Origin of the sequence: Aquamicrobium sp. NLF2-7 (genome assembly GCF_022359935.1) — a bacterium.
Lineage (GTDB): Bacteria > Pseudomonadota > Alphaproteobacteria > Rhizobiales > Rhizobiaceae > Mesorhizobium > Mesorhizobium lusatiense.
On sequence record NZ_JAKSED010000001.1, the window covers coordinates 250552 to 272407 of the forward strand.

The 21856-nt window shown below is 60.2% G+C and carries 17 protein-coding genes; 13 read left to right on the plus strand and 4 right to left on the minus strand.

Annotated features, from left to right (window positions below):
* Positions 1-231: 231 nt before the first annotated feature.
* Positions 232-1068: a PopZ family protein gene (locus MIC97_RS01240; protein WP_239798537.1), complete on the plus strand. Its 837-nt coding sequence runs from the start codon at positions 232-234 to the stop codon at positions 1066-1068.
* Positions 1069-1198: 130 nt separating this feature from the next.
* Here MIC97_RS01240 and MIC97_RS01245 read toward each other — a convergent pair whose 3' ends face one another.
* Entirely contained in the window at positions 1199-2005 is an 807-nt protein-coding gene (locus MIC97_RS01245) for a DUF72 domain-containing protein (protein WP_239798538.1), read from the minus strand.
* Between the two features lie 213 nt (positions 2006-2218).
* Here MIC97_RS01245 and MIC97_RS01250 point away from each other — a divergent pair, with 213 nt between their 5' ends.
* Positions 2219-2869 (plus strand): diguanylate cyclase, encoded by a 651-nt coding sequence (locus MIC97_RS01250; RefSeq protein WP_239798539.1) that lies wholly within the window; start codon positions 2219-2221, stop codon positions 2867-2869.
* 29 nt (positions 2870-2898) lie between these two features.
* Here MIC97_RS01250 and uvrA read toward each other — a convergent pair whose 3' ends face one another.
* Positions 2899-5823: an excinuclease ABC subunit UvrA gene (uvrA, locus tag MIC97_RS01255; RefSeq protein WP_239798540.1), complete on the minus strand. Its 2925-nt coding sequence runs from the start codon at positions 5821-5823 to the stop codon at positions 2899-2901.
* Positions 5824-7052: 1229 nt separating this feature from the next.
* Between uvrA and ssb the strand changes: the two genes are divergently transcribed.
* From ssb to MIC97_RS01275, 4 genes are all read left to right on the plus strand, one after another.
* Positions 7053-7589, plus strand: a complete 537-nt coding sequence (gene ssb, locus MIC97_RS01260) for a single-stranded DNA-binding protein (protein ID WP_239798541.1) — start codon at positions 7053-7055, stop codon at positions 7587-7589.
* A 459-nt stretch (positions 7590-8048) separates the two neighbouring features.
* Complete coding sequence (locus MIC97_RS01265) at positions 8049-8438, plus strand: response regulator (protein WP_183829363.1); 390 nt, start codon at positions 8049-8051, stop codon at positions 8436-8438.
* A complete protein-coding gene (locus tag MIC97_RS01270) occupies positions 8431-8721 on the plus strand; it encodes a hypothetical protein (RefSeq protein WP_239798542.1) in 291 nt (96 codons plus the stop codon). The genes MIC97_RS01265 and MIC97_RS01270 overlap by 8 nt, the downstream gene beginning before the upstream one ends.
* A complete protein-coding gene (locus MIC97_RS01275) occupies positions 8721-11462 on the plus strand; it encodes a sensor histidine kinase (protein WP_239798543.1) in 2742 nt (913 codons plus the stop codon). Before MIC97_RS01270 ends, MIC97_RS01275 begins: the two co-directional genes overlap by 1 nt.
* A 42-nt stretch (positions 11463-11504) precedes the next feature.
* On the opposite strand, the gene MIC97_RS01280 is transcribed toward MIC97_RS01275, so the two are convergent.
* Entirely contained in the window at positions 11505-13040 is a 1536-nt protein-coding gene (locus MIC97_RS01280; protein WP_239798544.1) for a helix-turn-helix transcriptional regulator, read from the minus strand.
* A 144-nt stretch (positions 13041-13184) separates the two neighbouring features.
* On the opposite strand from MIC97_RS01280, the gene MIC97_RS01285 reads away from it, so the two are divergent.
* From MIC97_RS01285 to MIC97_RS01315, 7 genes are all read left to right on the plus strand, one after another.
* On the plus strand, positions 13185-14528 hold the full coding sequence (locus tag MIC97_RS01285; protein ID WP_239798545.1) for a substrate-binding protein: 1344 nt from the start codon (positions 13185-13187) through the stop codon (positions 14526-14528).
* A gap of 109 nt (positions 14529-14637) precedes the next feature.
* Complete coding sequence (locus MIC97_RS01290) at positions 14638-15666, plus strand: branched-chain amino acid ABC transporter permease (RefSeq protein ID WP_239798546.1); 1029 nt, start codon at positions 14638-14640, stop codon at positions 15664-15666.
* A gap of 6 nt (positions 15667-15672) precedes the next feature.
* The gene (locus MIC97_RS01295) at positions 15673-16815 is read left to right on the plus strand and encodes a branched-chain amino acid ABC transporter permease (RefSeq protein WP_239798547.1); all 1143 of its coding nucleotides are present in this window, start codon (positions 15673-15675) and stop codon (positions 16813-16815) included.
* A gap of 10 nt (positions 16816-16825) precedes the next feature.
* On the plus strand, positions 16826-17599 hold the full coding sequence (locus tag MIC97_RS01300) for an ABC transporter ATP-binding protein (protein WP_183829383.1): 774 nt from the start codon (positions 16826-16828) through the stop codon (positions 17597-17599).
* Positions 17600-17610: 11 nt separating this feature from the next.
* Positions 17611-18360, plus strand: a complete 750-nt coding sequence (locus MIC97_RS01305) for an ABC transporter ATP-binding protein (RefSeq protein WP_210307330.1) — start codon at positions 17611-17613, stop codon at positions 18358-18360.
* Positions 18361-18797: 437 nt separating this feature from the next.
* Entirely contained in the window at positions 18798-20768 is a 1971-nt protein-coding gene (locus MIC97_RS01310) for an oleate hydratase (protein WP_239798548.1), read from the plus strand.
* 17 nt (positions 20769-20785) lie between these two features.
* On the plus strand, positions 20786-21424 hold the full coding sequence (locus MIC97_RS01315) for a TetR/AcrR family transcriptional regulator (RefSeq protein WP_239798549.1): 639 nt from the start codon (positions 20786-20788) through the stop codon (positions 21422-21424).
* A 114-nt stretch (positions 21425-21538) separates the two neighbouring features.
* Here MIC97_RS01315 and MIC97_RS01320 read toward each other — a convergent pair whose 3' ends face one another.
* Positions 21539-21838 (minus strand): hypothetical protein, encoded by a 300-nt coding sequence (locus tag MIC97_RS01320; protein ID WP_239798550.1) that lies wholly within the window; start codon positions 21836-21838, stop codon positions 21539-21541.
* Positions 21839-21856 lie beyond the last annotated feature (18 nt).

Genomic DNA, 21856 nt, shown 5'->3' on the forward strand with positions numbered 1-21856 from the left:
CGCTTCCGCGCCTTTTTTGTTGTGAACTGCATATCTGACAGGGACTGACTACCGTTCGGGGCGCGCGCGTCCGGCTCTATTCTGTTGAAACAGGATGCTGATAACGTTTGGGGATTCTCCCCGGTCGCAGGGTCCGTTACGCTAAAGGTAGATGATTCGGCCGGCACTGACCCGGTGAGCGGCGGCCGATGCTGACCAGAATAGCGAATCGCGGGGGCGGTGGACGTGACGATGGCGACGGCAAGCAGTGTGCAGCGTGAACCTTCGATGGAAGAGATCCTTGCGTCGATTCGCAGGATCATCGAGGACAGCGATTCAGGTCGCAAGCCAGCCGAGGCTTTTGCTCAGGCTGGCGACGAGGCTGGCAATCCGGATGAGCCGGCTCCAGCCGTCGTAGACGTATTCCGCAATGAGCTGCGCTCGGGTCCGCAACCCGTGCCGCTGGAGGCTCCTGCGAATGTCGGGGCGTCAAAGCAGGCTGAGGTTGCACCCACGCATCAGCCGGAGGCGGTGGTGGCAGACAGCAAGACCGACGAGCACCCGTCCGCATCCTCCGCGTTCAAGAGAATTGATTTCACGCGAACCGATCTGTCCAGCCCGGCAGTTCCTGCGTCGGAAAAGCCTGCGACGAAGTCTGATGACTGGCTGGTGCCCCTTGATGTCGGCAGCGTCGACAAGGGCAGGCATTCCGGCCATTCTGAGAACCGGCCTGCGGATCCGGTATCGCCGGCATCGCTCCACAGCGTGCAGGATATTCAGGACGCAGAAGCTTCAGCCATGGAAACAGAGGCGGAGCCAGCGCCTCTTGCGAGCGCTCCTTCCGCTGCTGAGGCGCATGATGTCGCTGCACCCAAGCCTGCTCTGGTTTCCGAGAAGACCAGCCGGCAGGTTGCCGCTGCGTTCGGGGAATTGTCGGACGCATTCGCGGCGCGCAGCAAGAAATCCCTCGACGAGATGGCGGAAGAGATGCTGCGCCCGATGCTGCAGGACTGGCTCGACAACAATCTCCCCACATTGGTCGAGCGACTGGTGCGCGAGGAAATCGAGCGGGTGGCGCGGGGCGCCTGAGACTCCCCCCGGCCGATTTTTCAGCCGGCTGCCTGCATCCGGTTTGATATAAAAATCAACGCTATGCGTTGATTTGATGAATCGGAATGAGAGCCGCTTGAATCGGTTTGTCAGGTACAGGTGATGGGCTCTATCCTGCCACCCTCTCCATCAGGGCCATGGCACCAAACGGCGCGCGGACCTTTCCCTCGGTGATGAAGTAGACAAACACGTCGCGCGGCTTTTCCGGCGCTGATGTGGCGGGATCGGCAAGCGGCAGATCCTGAGGCACTGCGCCTGCCGCGAGAATACGCGCGCGTTCCGCCCATTCGTCCAGTGCTTGCGGCGTATAGCAATCCGGATTGTCGTCGCTTCCGGTTTGCAGGCGCAGATAGGCGAAATCGCCGGTCAGATCGCCTATCGCAGGATATTTGGCGTGGTCGGCATAGACGATGGCGGCACCATATTTCCGCGCCAGCGTGACAAAATCGGGGGTGAGGAAGCTGTCGTGCCGTACCTCAAGCGCGTGGCGCAGCTTCACGCCATCCTGACGCTCTGGGAGCAGCTTCAGGAAAGCCTCGAAATCCTGCGGATCGAATTTTTTCGTGGGAGCGAACTGCCACAGGATCGGTCCAAGCTTTTCGCCCAGCGCAGCGATTCCCGAGCCAAGAAACCGCATCATCGATTCTCCGGCCTCGCCGAGAACCTTTCGGTTGGTCACGAAGCGGTTTCCCTTGAGAGCATAGATAAAACCTTCAGGAGCCTCATTCGCCCACTTCATGAAGGTCGGCTCCCTGAACGACGAATAATAGGTGCCGTTGACCTCGATCGTCGGCACCTGATGCGTTGCATATCCGAGCTGCTTGGCCTTCGGCAGTTTCTGGGGGTAAAAGGAAGTGTCCCATGGCTCGAAGGTCCAGCCACCCATACCGGCGCGGATCATTCCTGATTGTGTCATCTGTCGCTCCCGGGTGCAAAAAGAAGAAGGATTGCAAGAGTATTTCATCATGGAGGAACCGGTGCAAACCGCGCGGCGTTGTCTGCTGACAGTGCCGCCTGCACCGATGCCACTTCAGAAGGAGGGAGTGGCGCATGGGGCAGGGGCTGTCGACCCGATATATGAAATGATGTCCACGCGCTCCGGTTTCATGCAAGGCGGCTGGTATGACTGATGGATGAACTCCTTGCAGACATCGATCTGGCATTCGCCGGCGCAGTTGTGCTGGCCACATTCTGTTGTACGCTGGTGGTGGCAGGGATCGGATACAGGCGAACCCGGCACCATCAGGACCGGTTGACCGGAATTTTGAACCAGCGAGGCTTTGAGCGGCGCGTCAAAACCATTCTGAAGGGCCAATGGAATGCTCCAATATCGCTGGTGCTGTGTGCGCTTCACCATTCCCGACCGGTCGGCGACGCGTCAAAAGCTGCTTTTGATGACAGGGTGCTGTCTGAAATTGGGACTTTGCTCCGTGACGCAGCCGGCTCTGTCAATGTCGTCGGCCGCATGGAGGAAGCGTCATTCGCCATCCTGCTTCAGGACACGACGAATGAAGGGGCGCTCAGATGGGTGGGCCTGCTCCGTAAGGCCATTGACGACATCTGCTGCGGCGAGCCGGAAAAGCGTATCCCGATCATCGCGAGCTTCGGCTTCGCAGAGGTGATGGAGCGCGATACGCTGGACACACTCATGAAACGGGCTGAAGCGCGGCTTTACGTGGGCAGACATCGTGCCCGCAACCGCGCCGGTGCGCCTGAAAATCATCCCGCCATCGTCCCGGAAAAGGCAGGGCGGCAAGATCGTCCGGACCCCTGCCGATAATCGAGGCGAAAACCTGTCAGCTTGCCGTGCTACTCCGCAGCGACCTGCTTGCCGCCCGGCCGCCGTTCCAGAAGCTCTTTAAGGAACTGGCCGGTGTAGCTGCGTGGTTCGGCCACAATGTCTTCCGGCGTGCCGGAAGCGACCAGTTCGCCGCCGCCATCGCCGCCTTCAGGTCCAAGGTCGAGAACCCAGTCGGCGGTCTTGATGACCTCCAGATTGTGCTCGATGACGACAACCGTGTTGCCCTGTTCGACCAGTTCCTGCAGCACTTCGAGCAGCTTGGCCACGTCATGGAAATGCAGGCCGGTGGTCGGCTCGTCGAGGATGTAGAGCGTCTTGCCGGTTGCTTTGCGCGACAGTTCCTTGGCCAGCTTGATACGCTGTGCCTCACCGCCGGAAAGCGTGGTCGCCTGCTGGCCTATGCGAATATAGCCAAGACCGACATCCTTGAGCGTCTGCAATTTGTCACGAACAGCGGGCACGGCCGAAAAGAATTCGACACCCTCCTCCACCGTCATGTCGAGAACGTCGGCGATGGATTTGCCCTTGAAGGTGACGTCCAGCGTTTCGCGATTATAGCGCTTGCCGTGGCAGACGTCGCAGGTGACGTAAACGTCCGGCAGGAAGTGCATCTCGATCTTGATGACGCCATCGCCCTGACACGCTTCGCAGCGGCCGCCCTTGACGTTGAAGGAAAAGCGGCCTGGCTGATAGCCGCGCGCCTTGGCTTCCGGCAGGCCTGAAAACCAGTCGCGGATCGGCGTGAATGCCCCCGTGTAGGTGGCGGGATTGGAACGCGGCGTGCGCCCGATCGGGCTCTGGTCGATGTCGATGACCTTGTCGAGGAACTCCAGCCCTTCGATGCGGTCGTGCTCGGCCGGATGCTCCCGCGAACCCATGATGCGGCGCGACGCGGCCTTGAACAGCGTCTCGATCAGGAAAGTGGACTTGCCGCCGCCCGAAACGCCGGTGATGGCGGTGAAGGTGCCGAGCGGAATTTCCGCCGTTACATTCTTCAGATTGTTGCCGCGCGCGCCCACGACCCTGATGCGCTTGCCCTTTTTGCCTTTGCGACGCTCCGCCGGCGTGGCGATCTCCATTTCGCCGGACAGATATTTGCCGGTGATCGAGTTCGGGTTGGCCATGATCTCGCGCGGCGTTCCCTGCGCGATCACGCGCCCGCCATGCACGCCGGCGGCAGGGCCGATATCGACCACATAGTCGGCATGCAGGATCGCGTCCTCGTCATGCTCGACGACGATAACCGTATTGCCGAGGTCGCGCAAATGCTTGAGCGTATCGAGCAGGCGGGTATTGTCCCGCTGGTGCAGGCCGATGGAAGGCTCATCCAGCACATAGAGAACGCCGGTGAGGCCGGAGCCGATCTGGCTGGCGAGGCGAATGCGCTGGCTTTCGCCGCCCGAAAGCGTGCCCGAATTGCGCGACAGGGTCAGATAGTCGAGGCCGACATCGTTGAGAAAGCGCAGACGCTCGCGGATTTCCTTGAGGATGCGCAGGGCGATCGCGTTCTGCTTGTCGTTGAGAAGCCCCGGCAATTCGTTGAACCACAGATCGGCCTTGCGGATCGAAAGCTCGGTGACCTCGCCGATATGCCTGCCCGCGATCTTCACCGCCAGCGCTTCGGGCTTGAGGCGATAGCCGCCGCAGGCCGGGCAGGGGGTGGCCGACATGTAGCGCTCGATCTCCTCGCGCATCCACGCCGATTCCGTCTCCTTCCAGCGCCGTTCCAGATTGGGAATGACGCCTTCGAAGGTCTTGGTCGTCTTGTAAGCGCGCAAGCCGTCATTGTAATCGAAGGCTATCTCGCGCTTGCCGGTGCCATGCAATATGGCGTTGCGCCCTTCCTCGGGCAGCGCGCTGAACTTGTCGGCGAGCCTGAAACCATAAGCCGCGCCCAGCGCCTCCAGTGTCTGCGCATAATAGGGCGAACTGGATTTCGCCCACGGGGCGACGGCGCCGTCACGCAGCGTCACATTGTCGTCGGGAACGACGAGATTGGGATCGATGGCGCGCTGGTTGCCCAGCCCGTCACAGGTCGGGCAGGCGCCGAAGGGATTGTTGAACGAGAACAGACGCGGCTCGATCTCCGGGATGGTGAAGCCGGAAACCGGGCAGGCGAATTTTTCCGAAAACAGGATCCGCTCATGGGTGTCGTTGGCCGACTTGTTGGCGCCGCCGCCACCGGCGGTTTCCTCGGGCGGCAGCGGTTTGTCGGCAAGCTCGGCCACCGCCAGCCCATCGGCCAGCCGCAGCGCCGTTTCCATGGAATCGGCGAGGCGCGTCGCAAGATCGGGCCGCACAACGATGCGGTCCACCACGACATCGATGTCGTGCTTGTATTTCTTGTCCAGCGCCGGAACGTCGGCAATCTCGTAGAAAGTCCCGTCGACCTTGACGCGCTGGAAGCCCTTTTTCTGGAGTTCCAGAAGCTCCTTGCGATATTCGCCCTTCCGGCCACGCACGATGGGGGCAAGGAGAAAAAGCCTGGTGCCTTCGTCCAGCGCCAGAATGCGATCGACCATCTGCGAAACGGTCTGGCTTTCGATGGGCAGGCCGGTGGCCGGCGAATAGGGAACGCCCACGCGCGCGAAAAGCAGGCGCATGTAGTCGTAGATCTCGGTGACGGTGCCGACGGTGGAGCGCGGGTTCTTCGAGGTCGTCTTCTGCTCGATGGAGATGGCCGGCGACAGCCCGTCGATCTGATCGACATCCGGCTTCTGCATCATTTCGAGGAACTGCCGGGCATAGGCCGACAGGCTTTCCACATAGCGGCGCTGGCCTTCGGCGTAGATGGTGTCGAAGGCGAGCGATGACTTGCCCGAGCCCGAAAGGCCCGTCATCACGACCAGAGAGTCGCGGGGCAGGTCGAGATCGACATTCTTGAGATTGTGCTCGCGGGCACCGCGAATGGAAATAAACTTATGGTCGGCCATGGCCGCTCCGCCGCCTCGACTGGATGTTTCGGAATGGCGGGCTTGCCCGTCCTCCGCGAATATAGGTCGTTCCTGCGCGGTTTCGAGAGATGCCGCGACTTTCCGTTTGAGGGTTTACGCGTCTTTCAGCGGGGCAGGCAAGTGAAAAGAACAAAAAATGAACAGCCTCCTGACATAAAGGGCGCGTATGCTGTTACAAAGTTCACATTTTGGCTGCTGGCGCTTTGGGCGGTTGACGTGAGGTAACAGAAGCGCCAGATTTCAGAAACGGAAGCCGATCGCCTTACGGGGCTGATCTCCGGAAGGCGCGTGGCATCTGCGAAAAGTCGCGGGATGGATGGTGCGCCTGCGGATGAAGTGCTTTCGATCATGCGTGGAAACGAACAGAAGGAGCGAGGTATGACCCCACCTGACAGTTCGAACTGGTTTCGCGCCTGAGCGGAACCGCGGTCAGCCATCTGGCAGGTGAAGATTTTCATCATGAAGCCGGAGCCTGGCCGTTCCCCGAAAATCAGAGACTTTAGTCGGATCGTCGGTTGAACGCCGCGAAGCATCCGAGGAAAAGCCGGTAAAATGCTCCCGGCATTATGGGAAAGCCCATAAAAAGCTCCTGATGCTGCAATGCCAGCGTCAGGAGCTTGTCTTTTTTGAAGGCATGAAGAGCAGACTGCTGCTTTGTCGCCCCTGAAGAAGTTTTTTCGGCTGAAATTCAGCGTTTGGCTGGAGGCAGGTTGCCAACGCCGACATCGAAGGTGAGTTTGCCTGAAACCTTCACATCGAAATTCCCGACCCTTAACTGACCGAATTGGCCGGGACGGGGCGTATCGTCCGATTCGGGCGGCAAAGGCGTTACAATGCTGAAGCTGCGGTCCACGCCGGGCAGGTCGGTGTTCGTCTGAGCGGGCGTTGTCGCCGGTGTCTGCCTGCTGCCGGAAAGGGCCGGGCTGGCAGCCACAAGCACGGGCAGTGCGCAGAGGAAGGCTGCTGAAACGTGGTTCATGAACCTGATATAAGCGGATGTGGAGGGCTCTTCCAGAGCGCTGCTTTCCTTTATAGTTCACAGGGACGTGTGCCAGAGCGCCAATCGGCATTGACATTGGTTGAAAAATAATGAACAAAAGGAGAACAAAAAAACCTTTTGGGGAAACAGCAGGACCGCGCGGGCCAAACGGTGCGACAGACTGTAAGGTAAGCGACTTCGAATTCAGGACGAGCGTGGAGACAGCGTCATGGCGGGCAGCGTCAATAAGGTCATACTGGTCGGCAATCTGGGTGCTGATCCGGAAATCAGGCGCCTGAACTCCGGCGATCCGGTCGTCAACCTGCGCATTGCCACCTCTGAAAGCTGGCGCGACAAGATGTCGGGCGAGCGCAAGGAGAAAACCGAATGGCACAGCGTCGTCATCTTCAACGACAACCTTGCCAAGGTGGCCGAGCAGTACCTGAAGAAGGGCATGAAGGTTTACATCGAGGGCCAGCTCCAGACCCGCAAATGGCAGGACCAGAACGGTCAGGAGCGCTACACGACAGAGATCGTGCTGCAGAAGTTCCGCGGTGAACTGCAGATGCTCGACGCGCGCGGGCAGGGTGAAGGCGGCGGTCAGGTCGGCTACGATCGCGGCGGTTATTCCGGCGGCGGCGGTGGTGGTGGTGGTGGGCGCGGTTCCGATTTCGGCCAGTCAGGCTCTGGCGATTTCGGCGGCTCGCGCGGCGGCGGAATGGGCGGTGGCGGCTCGCGCGACCTCGACGACGAAATTCCGTTCTGATCGGCGGCCGGCAAACTGAGCCATGCCCGAAGGCGTGACGACTGGCCTGAGGGGCTGACTCCGGGATTGGGTGACTGAGATCAAAACCAGAAAAACGCCGCCGACCGAAAGGCCGCGCGGCGTTTTTCATTCTGTTGGATCAGCGACAGTCGGGAAACTATGCCCAGCCGTCATTTGACCAGCGCGGAAAAGCTTGTTCTTATAAAATTGTTTAGAAAAACAAGGGCATGCGGACCTAATATCCTAAGACGGAAGTTCCGGTGATCATCAGGTCCGCGCATGATCCGATTCTTGGGAGGCATGACGTTTGCTGGACCACGACTTTAGATGACTTGATTTACTGTCCGGTTTCGACTGGGATAGGGGACAAATAAAAAGACCGGGCGTTCAATGTTCCGGCGCATGCCATCCCGGGATGGCAAGACGAGCCCGTTCACAGCCTTGGGAGGGGCTGCTGTGATGACGGACATTCTTATAGTCGAGGACGAGCCGGCGATATCGGAATCGCTTGAGTTCATTCTCACGCGTTGCGGCTGGTCCGTCGGCGTGGCGCGCGATGGCGAGGCCGCGCTTGAGGCCGCGCACCGTTTTCGGCCTCGTATGGTTCTGCTCGACATCATGCTGCCCAAGCGTGGCGGGCTGGAAGTGCTCAAGACCTTGCGCGCCAATGAACTGTTCGCCGATACTTTCGTGGTGATCCTGACGGCGCGCGGCCAGCAATATGACCGCCAGGCCGCCATGGACCTGAAAGCCGACGGCTTCATCACCAAGCCTTACGCCAATGGCGAGGTGGTGGATGCGGTCAGGCGCATTCTCGACAGCCAGCCGCGCCCGGCAGCTCATGTCTAGCTCTCCGGCACCCCGGGAGGAACGCACCGAGCGCGAGGACGTCGCGGCTCTGGTGCCTTTCTTCGGAGTGGTTCTGCTGCTGCCGCCATTCCTCAACCTGTTTGCCGGCATGCTTGGTCCGTTCGGCGTGCCTGTTGAGGTGCTGTACCTGTTCGGGGTCTGGTTTCTGGTGATTGCAGGCGCTGTGCTGCTGTCGCGCGGGCGTCAGTTTCGGGAGACACCTGCCAAATCCCTGCCGGAAACCGCGCCGGCTGTGCCACCCGAGCCCCCCGGGCATGCCTGATGCTGTCGCCGGACTTCGTCATCCTGACGGCTGTCGGCTATGTCGGGCTTCTGTTTTTGCTGGCTTATATTTCAGATGCCCGCGCCAAGAGCGGCAATGCCGGTTTCCTCAGCTCTCCTGCCATCTATACGTTGTCGATATCCGTCTATTGCACGAGCTGGACCTTCTATGGCGCGGTCGGAACCGCCGCCCGAAGCGGGCTGGAGTTCATGGCCATCTATATGGGGCCGACGCTGGTCTTCGTCGGCTGGTGGTTTTTGCTGCGCAAGCTGATCCGCATCGCCCATAGCCAGCACATCACTTCCATCGCCGACTTCCTGTCGTCCCGCTACGGAAAGTCGAGCCGGCTTGCCGTGCTGGTCACGCTGATCGCGGTGGTGAGCATCACACCTTACATCGCCCTCCAGCTCAAGGCGATCACCACCTCCATCCAGACCGTTTCGGTCGCCAAGGGAACCGGGGCGGATCATCTTGCCACGCTGGACGAGGTGACGCTGGCGCTGGGTGTCGCCATCGGCATGGCCGTGTTCACCATTCTCTTCGGCACCCGTAATGTCGACGCGCGCGAGCAGCACCCGGGCGTTGTGGCGGCGATTGCCTTTGAGGCTGTGGTAAAGCTGCTGGCATTGCTGGCGGTCGGCATTTTCGTGATCTACGGCGTCAGCGACGGCATCGGCGACATTTATGCCCGCGCGGTTGAGGCCGGCGTGCGCATCCATGAAGCGGACACTTTTGGCAGCCGCTGGGTGGCCGTTCTGTTCCTGTCGGCCTGTGCCGTCATCTGCCTGCCGCGCCAGTTCCAGATCACCGTGGTGGAGAATTCGAACGAGGATCATCTGCGCACCGCGAGCTGGGCCTTCCCCTGCTACATGCTGGCGATGAGCGTCTTCATCCTGCCGATTGCGCTCTATGGGCTTTCGACCATGCCGGCGGGATCGAACCCCGACATGTTCGTTCTCACCTTGCCGATGATGACGGGCCACGATGCGCTGGCGCTTTTTGCCTTCATCGGCGGTTTTTCCAGCGCCACATCGATGATCATCGTTGCGTCGATCGCTCTTTCGATCATGGTCTCGAACCATATCGTGGTGCCGCTTGCGCTGCGCAGAACCTCGCCCGGTGATGAAAAGGGAGAGCACGACATTGCCCGGCTTCTGCTGCGCAGCCGGCGTATCTCCATCGCGCTGATGCTGCTGCTCGGCTTTCTCTATTTCTGGCTCACGCAGGGGTCGGACGCGCTTGCCCCCATCGGGCTGATTTCCTTCGGTGGCGTGGCGCAGTTCTTTCCAGCCATGCTGGCAGCACTTTACTGGCGCACCGCCACCATGAAGGGCGCGCTGGCAGCCATATCGGTGGGGTTCATCGTCTGGGCATGGACGCTGTTCCTGCCGTCTTTTGCCACCTTCAGCCCGGTGGTTAAGGATCTCATCGCCGAAGGTCCCTGGAATATTCGTGCGCTGCGGCCGCAGGCGCTGTTCGGCATGGAAGGGCTCGACCCGCTCGTGCACTCTGTGTTCTGGAGCATGCTCGCCAATGTGTCCGTCCTTCTGTGCGTGTCGGCGGCAACCAGCCAGAACGCGCTGGAGCGCATTCAGGCCTCGCTCTTCGTTGACGTGTTTCGCCGTTCAGCATCCTATCAGCCGCGCATATTGCGTGGCTCTGCCACCACCAGCGAACTGTTCTTCGTTGCCGAGCGCGTTCTGGGGTGGAGCCGGGCGAGAGCGCTGTTTGATTCAGCTGGTGTGCCGCACAGGCAGGCCGCACCCCAGCAGGGCGTTTCAGCGGATTTCATCGCGCGTCTCGAAAGGGAGCTTGCCGGCTCCATCGGCTCGGCATCGGCTCATATCCTGCTGACCAAGGCGGTGGCCGGCGATGCCATATCGCTGGAGGAAATGATGCAGATCGCCGACGAGACCCAGCAGGCAATCGAATATTCGCACGCGCTGGAGGTGAAGTCGCAGGAACTTCACTCGACCGCTCAGCAGCTCAAGGAAGCCAATGCGCTGCTGAAGGAACTTCATCAGAAGAAGGATGAGTTCCTGTCGCAGGTCAGCCATGAGGTGCGCACGCCGATGACCTCGATCAGGTCATTTGCCGAAATCCTGATGGTGCCCGATGAACTGACGCAGCAGCAGAGGGCGCGCTTTATCACCACCATTCATAATGAAAGCGTACGCCTGACCAAGCTGCTCGACGAAATACTCGATCTGAGCGCGCTGGAGCAGGGCGAACGGGATTGGGAAAACGTGCCGGTCGATGCGGAAGCCATTCTCGATCAGGCGATTGCCGTGTGCGAGGCGCTTGCCAGAAAGCGGCTGGTCACGATTGAAAGCGGGCCGCGAGCCGGCGCATGTGTGGTTCTTGGCGATGCGGGACGACTGAGTCAGGTTTTCATCAACATCATTGCCAATGCAATCTCCCACAACGATGCCAGGGAACCGGTCGTCCATATTGCTTCGCGGCTGGATGATGATGTCTACAGCGTCGAGATTTCGGACAATGGATCCGGCGTGCCTCCGCTGTTCCACACCAAGATATTCGAAAAATTCGTGCGGGCTGAACCGGATGGGACGCCGGATTCGCAAGGTCTGGGGCTGGGCCTGAACATCAGCCACAAGATCGTCGGCAAACTGAATGGTCGTCTCGAACTAACCACTGGCACGCTGCCCGGCGCCTGCTTCCGCATCATCCTGCCTGTGTGGCAGGAGGCGCAGACAACGCCTGCGCCACTGGATGCGTGAAGGGGACGGGGCAGCAGCGGTGTATCTGCCGGGCCGCTTTCCTCACACGGGGATTTCCTGCCGGTGGCTGCAGCCAAGCCGGGGGCAGGGCACGCAGGAGGGGCCGACTTCCACCGGCGTGCCGCCGAGATCGAGCCCGTCGCCATAGACTGTGCGATCGGCATGCACGATGTCGCAGGCCAGCATGATGGAAAAGGTCAGCGGCTTCTGGCCGAAGCGCGTAGCGTGCTTGGTCACGGTTCTGGCGATGAGCAGGAAGCGTCCGCCTCCGGGAAACGCGGAGACCTGCCGCACCACGTCATTCGTCGCGAATGCATCGTAGATCGGCCATAGCAGGCAGCCATGCCCGAAGCCAGGAATGGTCAGGCCGGGCAGAGGAAAACGCTTGGTGAGGCGTCCCGAACGATCCGCGCGCAGATAGCCGAAGGGCAGGCCCTCGCGTCCCTTACGGCGCAGCGTGACCAGACGGTGAGCGGCCTGCTCGAAGCTCACCCCGGCAAGGGCGCTGATCAGATCCACATCGTAGCGGCATTCCTCCGCCATGGACAGAAACTCATCATAGGGCATCATCATCGCGCCCGCGACATAGGAGGAGAGGGCACGCAATGCGAGTTCGCGCGCCTCGTCGGTGGAAAGCTCAAATCCGTTCGTCGTCTCTTCGAGCACGCCGGCCGCGGCGCGCGCCGCATAGGCATGCAGCATACGGAAGTTGCGGGCCGGTCGCGGCATCGTCGGAGGAAAGATGAGGGACGGTGCGCCAGCGGCGGGAGATCGGGCGGCAGGCGCTTCTGCGCTGATATTGCAGCTTACCCCGAACCTTTCGGCGAGCGCCGCCGACAGCTTGTCTTCATCTATGCCCTGAGGGCCGGCCAGATCTCGGCGCAGGTCGGCGGCAATCTCTTCAAGCCGCGGAAAATGATTGTTGTGGGTGATCAGCGCTTCATCGACTTCGCGCAGTGGTGATACGGGCCGCTGCCGGGCGGAAGTCTGGTCGAAATAGGCGACGAGATTTTGCGTGACGGGTACAAGATCGCGCGCTTCGGCGTTGATGTTGCCCACAAAACGGCTGCGTTCATCCTCGGTGAGGTCGGGAATGTCGGCCAGAATCTCGGCGCCGGATTTGATGCCGGCAATGCGATTGAGGATTTCGTGCAGAAGCTCTGAAAGCAGCGGATCGGATTTCAGCCGATGCTGAAGCATCTCGATTTCCATCGTCGCATCGGCATAGGTACGGTGGAGGCGCACGAGCGCGGCAGCGGCCTCGGGAAAGCGGGCGACAAGATCGCGTATGGCCGCAGCGTCAAGTTCGATACCGCTCATCAGCGAATCGGCCATCAGGTCGCCGATGGCGGCTATGTTGCGCGCCTCGCTGTCACCGGAAAGATGTTCGAGATCGATGCCCAGCCGTTCGCCGATCCGCAGAAGAAGCGTTCCGCCGATGCTGCGCTTGTTGTTCTCGATAAGGTTGAGATAGCTGGCCGAGATGCCGAGCATGCGCGCAAGCGTAACCTGCGACAGGCCTGCCGCCAGACGCTTTCGCCGGATACGCGCTCCGATGGGTGTTCTTACTTTCGGCATTGTAAATTATTTACAAAAGTGAATTTACTAATATCTGATTATTGACAAAAAATGCATTTAATGTCAAATACTTATTGAGAATATAACAATATGTGACAGTCTCTTGATGCGAAACCGAAATCTCGGACGCGTGGAGGAGATGAAATGGCTATTTTTAAACCCACCAGGCGCAGCCTGATCAAGGGCGCGGGTGCTGGCATTGCCGCGCTCGGCACGCCGTACATATTCACCAGGGGAGCCTGGGCGCAGGATTTCTGCAATGACCCGACCAAGGGCAAGATCGTGCTGGGCTTCAACGTGCCGCAGACCGGATCCTATGCGGAGGAGGGGCTGGAGCAGCTCAAGGGATATGAGCTTGCGGTGAAGCACATCAATGGCGAAGGCGACGGCGGGCTGATGAAGACGCTGAAGCCCATAGCCCTGAAGGGCAACGGGGTGCTCGGGCGCAAGGTCGAATATGTGACCGGCGACACCCAGACCAATACCGACGCGGCGCGCGATGGCGCACGGCGCATGATCGAGCGCGACAAGGCCATCATGGTCACGGGGTCCGTCACCTCCGGCGAGGCGATCGCCCAGCAGAGCCTGTGTCAGGAAATGGGCGTCATCTACATGTCCGGCCTGACCCACTCCAACGACACCACCGGCAAGGACAAGCGGCGCTACGGCTTCCGGCATTTCTTCAATGCCTATCAGTCGGGTGTTGCGATCGCTCCGTTCCTGGCGCAGGAGTATGGCAAGGACCGCCGTGCCTACCACCTGACCGCCGACTACACCTGGGGCTGGACGCAGGAAGAGTCGATCAAGAACGCCACCGAGGCGCTCGGCTGGGAGACGGTGGCCACCGTGCGCACCCCGCTCGGCCTCGGCGACTATTCGCAATATCTGACGCCGGTGCTCAACTCCGGCGCCGACGTGCTCATTCTCAACCACTACGGTCACGACATGGTCAACTCACTGCCGCAGGCGGTGCAGTTCGGCCTGCGTGACCGTCAGGCCAACGGCAAGAACTTCGAGATCGTCGTGCCGATGTTCTCCGAACTCATGGCGGTTGGCGCGGGCGAAGCGGTCAAGGGCATCATCGGCACCTCGAACTGGCAATGGTCGCTGGATGATGAAGGCACCAAGGCCTTCACCAAGTCTTACGGCGAAGCCTACGGGGAGCCGCCGTCGCAGTCGGCCCACACAGGCTACGTGCAGACCATCCTGTATGCGGATGCCGTTGAGCGCGCGGGAACCTTCTATCCGCCTGAAGTCATCAAGGCGCTGGAAGGCTTCGAGTTCGACGGGATGGGCAATGGCCACACCGTCTATCGCGACAGCGATCACCAGTGCTTCAAGGAAGTTCTGGTGGTGCGCGGCAATGAGAATCCGTCGAGCCGCTTCGATGTGCTCAACGTGATCGGCAAGACGACGCGCGAGGACGTCACCTATGACGCCTCGATCTTCGGCGGGGAACTGGGACCTTACGAACCCAACAAGTGCTGACGGGAATGAAGGTATCTGCCCCGCCTGTGTGAGACAGGCGGGGTAATTCCCTTTCGTCCGCTCCCTGACATCTGAACTGCGTTGCGTCTCGCATCGAAGGAATATTCTGATGAACGTGTTCTTGGCCCAGTTGCTCAACGGGCTGGACAAGGGCGGCGCTTATGCGCTGATCGCCCTTGGTCTGACGCTGGTTTTCGGCACGCTCGGCGTGGTCAATTTCGCCCATGGCGCCCTGTTCATGCTTGGCTGCTTCTGTGCCGTTACCTTCCGCTATCTCATCACGCTGGAAACGGTGACGGTCGACCCTGAAAAGCTCTCGCCCTGGGGCGCTCCAGTCGAGGTGCGCACGCCGCTGGTGCAAAACTGGTTCGGCGATTTCGGCGCGGTTCTGGTCGACTATTCGGTCCCGATTTCCATCCTGCTGGCCATTCCGACGATGCTGATCATCGGCATCGCCATGGAACGCGGCATCATCAAGCATTTCTACAAGCGCACCCATGCCGAGCAGATCCTCGTGACCTTCGGTCTCGCGATCGTGCTGCAGGAGATCGTCAAGAGCTTCTTCGGCGCAAATCCGGTGCCGCAGCCGATCCCGACCGACCTGCGTGGCGCGGCTGACATCGGCGTGTGGTTCGGCATGGCCCCGCATGTGCTGACCTATCCGTGGTGGCGCCTGATCTACCTGCTGTTCTCCGGACTTGTGATCAGCGGGGTGTTTGCCTTCCTCCAGTTCACCACCTTCGGCATGGTCGTGCGTGCCGGCATGGCCGATCGCGAAACCGTCGGGCTGATGGGCATCGATATCGATCGGCGCTTCACCATCGTCTTCGGTCTGGCGGCCGTCGTCGCCGGTGTTGCCGGTGTGATGTACACGCCGCTGCTGGCGCCCAACTATCATCTGGGCATGGACTTCCTCGTGCTGAGCTTCGTGGTCGTCGTCGTCGGGGGCATGGGCTCGCTGCCCGGTGCCGTGGCCGCCGGCTTCCTGCTGGGCATCTTGCAGTCCTTCGCATCGATGACCGAGGTGAAATCGCTCATCCCGGGCATCGACCAGGTCATCATCTACCTCGTCGCAGTCATCATCCTGCTCGTGCGTCCGCGCGGCCTGATGGGACGGCGCGGAATCATGGAGAGCTGATCCACCATGTTCTCGCTTTCTCGCAAGGACCTCGTCGCACTCGTGGTATTCTCTGCCGTGGTGCTGACCATGCCGATCTGGCTGTCGCCGCTGGGCGCTGCCTATCCCGGCCTCATGCAGAAGTTCGCGATCTACGCGATCTTCGCCATCGGCTTCAACATTCTGTTCGGCCTCACCGGCTATCTGTCCTTTGGACATGCGGCCTTCATCGGTGTCGGCTCCTACACAACCGTGTGGTCGTTCAAGCTGCTGACTATGGACATCGTACCGGCCATGATCTTCGCGATCATCACCACGGGGGTGTTCGCGCTGGTGATCGGCTATTTCAGCCTGCGCCGCACCGGCATCTACTTTTCGATCCTGACGCTGGCCTTCGCCCAGATGTGCTACAGCCTTGCCTATTCGGTGCTGACGCCCATCACCAATGGTGAAACCGGGCTTTTGCTGGCGCGTGACGATCCGCGCTATCTGGACGCCATGCTGGGGGCGCAGGCGAACGTGGCCGGCCTGCCGCAGCCGACCCTTTTTGGCAACTCGGTCACCGGCTACACGGGCTTCTATCTTTGCGCGGTGGTCCTGATCATTGCCTTCTTCGTGTCGCAGAAGATTTTTGCTTCGCCCTTCGGCATGGCGCTGCGCGGCATCAAGTCCAACCAGACGCGCATGAACTATACCGGCTTCAACACCAAGCCCTACATGCTGGCGGCCTTCGTCATCTCTGGCATGTTCGCTGGTCTGGCTGGTGGTCTTCTGTCCATCACCGATCCGCTTGCGGGTGCTGAGCGCATGAAGTGGACGGAGTCCGGCAACGTGGTTCTGATGACCATTCTCGGCGGCGTCGGAACCCTATTCGGCCCGGTGATCGGCGCCTGGCTGATCAAATATTTCGAGAACATCTTCTCGGCCATCAACACCAACATGCTCAACAACTTTTTCTCTTTCCTGCCGGATGGGGTTCAGAGCTTCGTAGTGACGGTGCTGTCCAAATTCGTGGGTGAGGGATGGCACCTCACGCTCGGCCTGATGTTCGTGCTGATCGTGGTGTTCCTGCCGGGTGGTCTGGTTGAAGGTTTCCAGCGGCTGATGGCGCGCCTGAAGCGACGAAAGGCGGTTCCGGATGGCGCCACCTCGGTCCAGCCGGCGGAATAGGGGAAAGACCATGAGCGACACACCGCCCAACATCATTCTGCACGCAGCCGACGTTCACAAGAATTTCGGCGGACTGCGCGCCCTGTCCGACATCGATCTGCAGATCGAGGAAGGCAAGACCCACGCCATCATCGGCCCCAACGGGGCCGGCAAATCGACGCTTCTCAACGTTATCATCGGCCGCATACCGCCGAGCAGCGGAGCGGTGATTTTCGACGGCACGGTGCTGACCGGCAAAGCGCCTTACGAGATCAACCAGCTTGGCATTTCACGGGTGTTCCAGACGCCGGAGATATTTCCCGATCTGCCTGTCCTGCAAAATGTCATGGCGCCTGCATTTGCACGGCGCGATGGTGCCTTTCGCATCAACATGTTCCGCAGCGTCGATTCCGAGACGGAAATTCGTGAAGAAGCGGAAGACATGCTCAACGATATCGGCCTGCACGGCCGGCGCGGGGACCACGCCGGCTCTCTCTCGCGCGGCGACAAGCGGCGGCTGGAGCTGGCCATGTGCCTGATCCAGAGGCCGCGCCTGCTGTTGCTGGACGAGCCGACGGCCGGCATGAGCCGCCACGACACCAACAGTACCATCGATCTTCTGCGCAAGATCAAGCTGGGCGGCATGACCAAGGTCATCATCGAACACGACATGCATGTGGTCTTTTCGCTGGCCGACCGGATCTCGGTTCTGGCGCAGGGCCGCATCATCGCCTCGGGACTTCCGCAGGAAATCAAGGAAGACCCGCGTGTGCAGGAAGCCTATCTCGGCGGGAGCGTGGAATGAGCGTCGCGACAATGAAACGGGAAGCAATTTCGGCCGCGACCGAGGCCGATCCGTCGCAGGCCTTCTTCGCGGTGCGCGATGTCCATGCCTACTACGGCGAAAGCTATATCGTGCAGGGGGTGACGCTCGACGTGAAGAAGGGCGAGATCCTTGCCCTTCTGGGGCGCAACGGGGCCGGCAAGACCTCGACGCTGCGCACCATCGCCCGAATGGACGACCCCGAGCTGCGTTCAGGCGAAATCTGGCTGGAGGGAAAGCCGCTTCATACGATGAAGTCGTGGCAGGCGTCGCGCGCCGGGATCCAGCTCGTTCCGGAAGACAGGCGCATCATTCCCGGCATGACGGTGGAGGAAAACCTGATCCTCGCACAGGTCGCGCCCGGTCATGGCATGTCGATCGACGAGCTCTACGAGCATTTCCCCAGGCTGGCGGAACGCCGCAAACAGGAAGCCGTGACCATGTCCGGCGGCGAGCAGCAGATGCTGGCCGTGGCTCGCGCGCTGGCGCGGGAGGTAAAGCTCCTGCTTCTCGACGAGCCTTATGAAGGGCTGGCGCCGGTCATCGTCAGGGAGATCGAGACGATCGTCCACGGCATCAAGGAGCGCGGCATCACCACGATCATCGTCGAGCAGAATGCGGTGGCGGCACTCCGGCTCGCCGACCGTGCTGTCATCCTCGATACCGGCGAGCTTGTCTTTGCCGGTGCTGCAAAGGACCTGCTTGAAAGCGAGGAACTGCGCAACGAATATCTGGCGATCTGAGCGGGATCGGCGGCGGTCTGCAAGCTTGCCGGTGGCGAGATGGTATCACCTCCCTGGTGAAGCCTGAAAATGAGGGTGGCGGGTGAGGAAGGCAGCGTTTCCGGCGCTGCCTCCTTTGCGTTTCCTGCAGCTTTCATGAAGGTGAAGATGCTGGCCCTGCTTCCTGTTTGCGAAGAGTTGGCCAGTTTCAACCAGCGCTGACAAAGTTGACACCATCATCTTCTCCGTCGGGCCCTGTTTCGCATGGCACGCGCGCATTCACCCTTTTCGGCGCGGTCGGAGGACTGTGCAGGGAGCTCTCTGTAGGGCCTGATTGAAGAACCCTTCATTCTGAATTTCATTTGATATTCAAATATCAGTTGACATTTTAAATTGAAGCCCTAGCTTTCCGGATGTGTTCAACAGGCTGATGCCGTTCCGGCACGAAAGGATTTGCGATGAGCGACGTTCCCTTCACCGACAAGAAAACCGTTCAACTGGAAAAGCAGCCGGATGCGGGAGCGGCCTACTGGCACAATTCGCCCGACAACACCGTTCCGCCGCCGGATATGGTCGGCGCCTATATGCGCAACCGTCCCATGCCGGTCGAAGGGGTGGAGAAGCGCAAGGCCTATATCATCGGCAGCGGCATTGCCGGGCTTACGGCGGCGTTCTACCTGATCCGCGACGGACGCATGCCGGCAAAGAACATCACCATCATTGAAAGCCTCGATATCGAGGGCGGCTCGCTCGACGGCGCCGGCAATGCGCAGGATGGATACATCGTGCGTGGCGGCCGCGAGATGAACTGGAACTACGATAATTTCTGGGACGTATTTCAGGACGTGCCGGCGCTGGAGCTGCCCGAAGGCTACAGCGTGCTCGACGAATACCGTTTGGTGAACGACAACGATCCCAATTATTCAAAAGCCCGGCTGATGCACAAGCAGGGCCAGATCCGCGACTTTTCAACGCTCGGCCTGACCCGCTCCCAGCAATGGGAACTGACGCGCCTGCTGATGAAGCGCAAGGAAGATCTCGACGACCTCACCATTGAGGATTATTTCAGCGCGGGCTTTCTTGAGAGCAATTTCTGGTTCTTCTGGCGTTCCATGTTCGCCTTCGAGAACTGGCACAGCCTGCTTGAGATGAAGCTCTATATGCACCGCTTCCTCGATGCGCTCGACGGCCTCAACGACATGTCGGCGCTGGTCTTCCCGAAATACAACCAGTTCGACAGCTTCGTGCGTCCTCTGATCAAAATGCTGCGCGACAAGGGCGTTAAGGTGAAATTCGACACCCGCGTCCATGATCTCGACATGGAGGAGAAAGACGGAAAGCGCACCGTCACTGCCATTCGCTGCAAGGTGTCCGGCAAGGAAACCACAATCAAGGTGGGGCCTCAGGATCTGGTCTTTGCGCTGACCGGCACCATGACGGAAGGCACGGCCTATGGCGACCTCGACACGGTTCCCGTGCTTGAACGCGGCCGCACCGAACCCGGCGAGGACAGCGACTGGACACTGTGGCGCAATCTGGCGAAGAAGTCGCCCGTCTTCGGCAAGCCTGAGAAGTTTTATGGCGATATCGACCGGTCGATCTGGGAGTCGGCGACGCTCACCTGCAGGTCATCCGCGCTGGTTGAGAAGCTGAAGGAGCTGTCCGTCAACGATCCATATTCGGGCCGCACCGTTACCGGGGGCGTCATCACCTTCACCGATTCAAACTGGGTGCTGAGCTTCACCGCCAACCGTCAGCCGCATTTCCCCGATCAGCCGAAGGATGTGCTTGTGCTGTGGGTCTATGCGCTGCTGATGGACAAGCAGGGCAACTATGTGAAGAAGACCATGCCGGAATGCACCGGGCGTGAGATTCTGGCCGAGCTCTGCTACCATCTTGGCATCGTCGATCAGCTGGATGACGTGGTCGCCAACACGATGGTTCGCACGGCACTGATGCCCTACATCACTGCTCAGTTCATGCCACGTGCTGCGGGCGACCGTCCCGAAGTCGTGCCGGCAGGCTGTACCAATCTGGCGCTGATCGGCCAGTTCGTGGAAACCCGCAACGACGTGGTGTTTACGATGGAAAGCTCCGTGCGCACGGCGCGCGTCGCGGTTTATACATTGCTCGGCCTCAACAAGCAGGTTCCCGACATCAGCCCCACGCAATATGATATCCGTACATTGCTGAAAGCGGCCCGAGCGCTGAGCAATGGCGAACCTTTCCCCGGCGAGCGGCTCTTGCATCGCATTCTCGACAAAACCTATTTCGCGCATGTCCTGCCACCCATCAGGGAGCAGGAAACGACGTTGAAGGAACGGTTCGAGGACGAACTGGCGGCTCTGCTTGGAAAGGGCAGCCAGTCGCTGAAAGCCGCAGCAGACTGGTATGCGAATCTGCGGGAAGGCTTGCGCCGCAAGGATTGAGAAGAACGGACCTACCTATGACGATGCAGGCATGGCACAAACGTCGAACGCGTCGCGAGATGCAGCAGGATACCCGTGCCCGTCTGCTGGAGGCTGCTTTCCACATCATCGCAGAAAGTGGTGTGGCGGCGGCTTCCATAAGAGGCGTGTGCGAAAGGGCCGGTTTTTCGCAGGGCGCCTTCTATTCCAACTTTGCTTCCAAGGACGAGCTTCTGCTCGTCCTTATGGAGCGATATATGAGCGAGATCGCCACCGTTCTCGATGGTGCGGTCGATCAGGCGAGTGACCGTTCTCTTGAGGAGAGCCTGCGGGGCATTGCAACACGTCTTGCAGAACTTGCACACCGCCCGGTGCTCTCATTGCTGGCTATCGAACTTCAGATTCATGCGTTGCGCGATCCTATCTTTGCGGCCCATTTCGAGCGCGTGAAAGCGGCTTATCACCGGGAGTTCGCGCAGGTGATCGCCAAAGTGATCGAGCATTACCAGCTGCGATCTCTCATCCCGCCGCTTCAGCTTTCGATTGCGCTGCATGCATTGTGGTCAGGTTCCATCGTTCAGGCAACGGCCGCAGATGCCTTGCCGGTTGAGGATCTGATCATGCTGATGTTCAAAACGGCGACCGGCTGTGATGTACGCAGCCCATCCGGCAAATAAACCGGCAATGCCGGATCATGTCGCCCGAACGTGAGAGCCGGTTTCACAACAACGACATGCGTAAAAATCGCAACCTGAAGCGTAAGGCGCGAATCTTATGGATCGCAATACACTTTAGCGGCAGCGGCCGTTGCCAACCATGATTTTCATGTTGCCGGGCCCGGGGCGGCGGGTGTTTTGCCGCTCGACCGTCACGTCCACGGTGCAATCCCTGCTTTTCAGCCGATAGCCGGATCTGGTGGTTTCGATGGAAGAGACGGGCTGCTGCCTGAGCGCGTCGGCTACTTCGTTGCGGCCCAGAATAGCATGCAGAACCTTGGAGCTTTCCCAGTAGCCCGACAATGCGGCCTGAGCTGGCTGAGATAGAGTGCCGGCAGCGATCAGTCCAACAGCAAGCGCTGATCTGAATTTCATTCGTTTCTCTCCGTTCAC